Genomic DNA, 3,601 nt, shown 5'->3' on the forward strand with positions numbered 1-3,601 from the left:
GTAATGCAAGAAGTCTAATATATTGTTAAAGCAACTTCACCCGCAACTGATAAAGTAACAATTTTTAATAGCTAGTAATTTCTTCATTACTTGTGCTCTCCTATCAGCAGAATTTTATCTGCTTAATTTATTAATATTTTTATTAAAAATACAATTGTTTATTTGAAAAATATGTTATTATCTAATTTTGTTCAGTTTTAATTGTAAAATTATTTATAATTTGGTGATAAATTTCATCAAAAACAGGTGGATTCATTTTAAGATATTCTTTTACTTGTTCGCGACCTTGTCCTAATTTATTATTTTGATAAGCATATCATACTCCTGTTTTTTCTAAAATATCATATTTCACTGCTAAATCAATTAATTCATAATATTTATCAATTCCTTCATTATAGTTAATATCAACGATTGCTGTTTTAAAGGGTGGTGAAACTTTATTTTTTACAACTTTAATTTTGACTTTATTCGCAGTGGCGATCCCAGCGGTAGTTAACGTTTCTGTTCGGCGAACATCTAAGCGAACGGAAGCATAAAATCGTAAGGCACGACCACCGGCTGTTGTTTCGGGACTTCCAAAGAAAACGCCAATCTTTTCACGAATTTGATTAATAAAAATAACAATGGAATTTGTTTTATTAATTACACCATTTAATTTTCGTAACGCTTTACTCATTAGACGAGCTTGTGCCCCAATGGTAACATCACTCATTTCCCCATCTAATTCTACTTTTGGGACTAATGCTGCAACTGAATCAATCACAACTAAATCAATTGCATTTGATTTAACAAGGGTTTCTAGAATATCTAATGCTTGTTCACCAGAATCAGGTTGGGCAATAATTAATTCATCAATGTTAACACCTAATTTTTTTGCATAATTTGGATCTAAAGCATGTTCGGCATCAATAAAAGCCCCTCTTCCCCCCCCTTTTTGTGTTTCAGCAATGGCATGTAATGATAATGTTGTTTTTCCAGATGATTCTGGTCCAAAAATCTCAATAATTCGTCCTTTTGGATATCCACCAACACCAATTGCTTCATCAAGTAATAAACTACCTGTTGAAATTGCTTCAATGGTTAAGTTACTTTTATTTCCCAATTTCATAATGGCACCTTTACCATATGCTTTTTCAATTTCTTTCATTACATTTTGTAAGATTTCATCTTGATCAATAGTCTTGGTATTATCAGAATTTGTTTTATTATCTTCTTCCATTTGTAACGCTCCTTCCTACTTAGTTTTATCTATTTTAATTAATGATTCCTTTTTTATTTTAAAATAATTTGTAAAAGATGGTTAATAATTGTTTCAGCGGCAATAAGTTTTATTTTTTCTCGTGGTCAAGTTGGATTTAATGATAATTCAACTGTCGTTGGTTGATTTTGATAGACAATTGTGGCAAAGATGGTTCCAATTGGTAATTGTTCTAATTTACCAGGACCAGCATTACCAGTAAAACTAACAGCAAGATCGCTGTTAAATTGGTTTTGACAAGCAATTGCCATTGCTTCTGCGGTTTGTTTTGAGACAACCCCATATTGAGTGATAATCGCTGCTGAGACATGACCAATGTTAACTTTAACATCATTGGTATAAGTAACAATACTTCCTAGGAAAACTTGACTAGCATTAGGAATATTTGTTAACAGATGACTAAAAAGACCACCCGTTATTGATTCATATGCTGCGATTGTTAATTGTTTTTGTTGTAATAATTGAATTAATTTTTGTGTCATTTTCATTGTTCACCTCAAAAACTTTCTTTAATATTATACATTTATATAATATAATATAATATAATATGTAAGTAATATTAAATTGTCAGAGAAAGAATATCGTTAGAAAAGAGGACTTAAAATGAATTGAGCTAATCGTATTACATTAATTCGAATTTTTTTAATACCAATTATTATTGTGCTCATGGGAATTGTTCCGTTTCCAGGAACATCACTATATCATGGTTGAGACCAATGGTTAACAATTAATGGACCTAATGTGACCTATTCGTTACCAATTAGTTATTTAATTGCTGGAATATTATTTATTGTTGCTAGTTTAACTGATTTATTAGATGGTTATATTGCTCGTCGTTATAATCAAGTTACTACTTTTGGAAAGTTTTTTGATTCAATTGCCGATAAATTATTAACAAATACTGTTTTAATTGTTTTTGCTTGTGCAAATATTATTCCTGTTTGAATGACAGTGGTTTTAATTGCTCGTGACTTTGTAATTGATGTTGTTCGTCAAATTTTAGCGTCACAAAAAGTAATAATGGCAGCTAATCAATTAGGGCGTGTTCGAGCAGCAGTTGAAATGTTTGGAATGATAATCTTATTCTTTATTGGTTTTCGTATGTTTGGTGGGCAAAGTTTAAAAACGGGACAATGAGATGAATTTGGGTGAGTAAATCAAATTATTATGATTCCAATGTATTTAGCAACAGTTTTATCATTATTAGCAGCTGGAAATTACATTTACTTAAATCGAAAAGCATTATTTGATATGACCGTGATTAAAAAACCAAAATTAGAAAGTGACCAAAATCAAAGTGGCTAAAAAAATAATAAATAATTCAGAATGAGCGGTTGTAACAGGAGCTAGTAAAGGTTTGGGATATTGTTATTGTGAAGAGTTATTAAAACTTGGTTATAATGTTATTGCTGTTGCTCGTGATACAACATCTCTTGCTATTTTGCATGAAAAGTACCCCGACCAAGGAATCAAAATGATAAATTATGATTTAAGTAATTTAGATAATCCTTATCAGTTTTTTGCTGATGTAAAAGCAGAAAATGTTACGTTGTTAATTAATAATGCTGGTTATGGGGTATGAGGTTATTTTAATGAATCAAGTCTAGAACAAGAAATGAATATGGTTGATTTAAACATCAAGGCGTTACATATTTTAACAAAATTATTTGTGCAGCGTTTTATTGATCAAAATAAGGGTCGTGTGTTAAATATTGGTAGTTTAGCAGCCTTTACTCCTGCTCCTGTTTTTGCCAGTTATTATGCTTCAAAAGCTTATGTCTGAAGTTTAGGGGTTGCAATTAATACTGAGTTAAAGAAAACAAAATCCCCTGTTCGGGTAATTACCTTGTGTCCAGGTCCGTTGAAAACAGATTTTTGAAATCGAAGCAGTAATCAAAAAGAGGCAAAATATCATTCAACAGTAAAAGTAATGAAAACAGCAACATATGCTCGAAAAAGTTTAATGCGTGGTTTAAAAACAAAACGAAAAAATTACATTATCACAGGAAGTGTGAATAAGATGGTTAAAGCATTAACCAGATACGCACCACAAAGTTGTGTTTTAACATCAGTTTATAATTATCAAAAAAACCGAAAATAAAAGTTGAAGTTAACTTCAACTTTTATTTTTTTATCATCATATAATGTTTAAGATATCACCAGAAACTATTCTCCCTCATGGTCTACTACCAGTGGCAGCATAATTTCCAGAACCATAAAAATGAATTCGCATCATTAAATGTTTTAATTTTTTGTTTGTCATTGTTTCAACTTTTCCCCCAATTCAAGCATATAATAGACTTCTTGCATTACTTGTTAAAAAATTGCAAATATTTGTAAAAA

General features: G+C 30.3%; 5 protein-coding genes. 2 read left to right on the plus strand and 3 right to left on the minus strand.

Annotation, left to right across the window (positions count from 1 at the left end):
* Positions 1 to 181: 181 nt before the first annotated feature.
* Together recA and TS70_RS06110 are read right to left on the minus strand one after the other, a co-directional pair.
* Complete coding sequence (gene recA, locus TS70_RS06105) at positions 182 to 1,219, minus strand: recombinase RecA (RefSeq protein ID WP_198049722.1); 1,038 nt, start codon at positions 1,217 to 1,219, stop codon at positions 182 to 184.
* A gap of 53 nt (positions 1,220 to 1,272) precedes the next feature.
* A complete protein-coding gene (locus tag TS70_RS06110; RefSeq protein ID WP_040093571.1) occupies positions 1,273 to 1,740 on the minus strand; it encodes a CinA family protein in 468 nt (155 codons plus the stop codon).
* 121 nt (positions 1,741 to 1,861) lie between these two features.
* Here TS70_RS06110 and pgsA point away from each other — a divergent pair, with 121 nt between their 5' ends.
* Entirely contained in the window at positions 1,862 to 2,563 is a 702-nt protein-coding gene (gene pgsA / locus TS70_RS06115) for a CDP-diacylglycerol--glycerol-3-phosphate 3-phosphatidyltransferase (protein WP_198049723.1), read from the plus strand.
* Entirely contained in the window at positions 2,556 to 3,359 is an 804-nt protein-coding gene (locus TS70_RS07975; protein WP_040093490.1) for an SDR family NAD(P)-dependent oxidoreductase, read from the plus strand. The genes pgsA and TS70_RS07975 overlap by 8 nt, the downstream gene beginning before the upstream one ends.
* A gap of 30 nt (positions 3,360 to 3,389) precedes the next feature.
* On the opposite strand, the gene TS70_RS06125 is transcribed toward TS70_RS07975, so the two are convergent.
* Positions 3,390 to 3,601 (minus strand): hypothetical protein (locus TS70_RS06125; RefSeq protein ID WP_198049724.1); only part of this gene is annotated, 212 nt, incomplete at its 5' end.

This window comes from Spiroplasma sp. hyd1, assembly GCF_016082235.1.
GTDB classification, from domain to species: domain Bacteria; phylum Bacillota_I; class Bacilli_A; order Mycoplasmatales; family Mycoplasmataceae; genus Spiroplasma; species Spiroplasma poulsonii.